1 protein-coding gene is annotated in these 251 nt (G+C 45.0%); it reads left to right on the top strand.

The features are described from left to right. Positions 1–251 (top strand): hypothetical protein (locus C1G53_RS00010; RefSeq protein ID WP_153046613.1); only part of this gene is annotated, 251 nt, incomplete at both ends.

Raw genomic sequence — 251 nt, 5'->3', positions numbered from 1 at the left:
CTTCCAATTGCACCGCAAGAAGAAGGAACAACCCCTAACAAGTCAATCCCAGGATACGAGTTCACAGGTAAGACTGTAACAGATCCAGACGGTAACACAACTCACATCTACCGTAAAGTAGAAACACCTGCTAAGAAGGTTGTAACAAACCACGTTGACGAAGAAACAGGTCTTCCAATTGCACCGCAAGAAGAAGGAACAACCCCTAACAAGTCAATCCCAGGATACGAGTTCACAGGTAAGACTGTAAC

Origin of the sequence: Streptococcus suis (assembly GCF_002960445.1) — a bacterium.
Classification (GTDB): Bacteria; Bacillota; Bacilli; order Lactobacillales; family Streptococcaceae; genus Streptococcus; species Streptococcus hyiners.
Note: the sequence above shows the minus strand (reverse complement) of the source record. Positions and strands in the feature narration are given on the sequence as shown.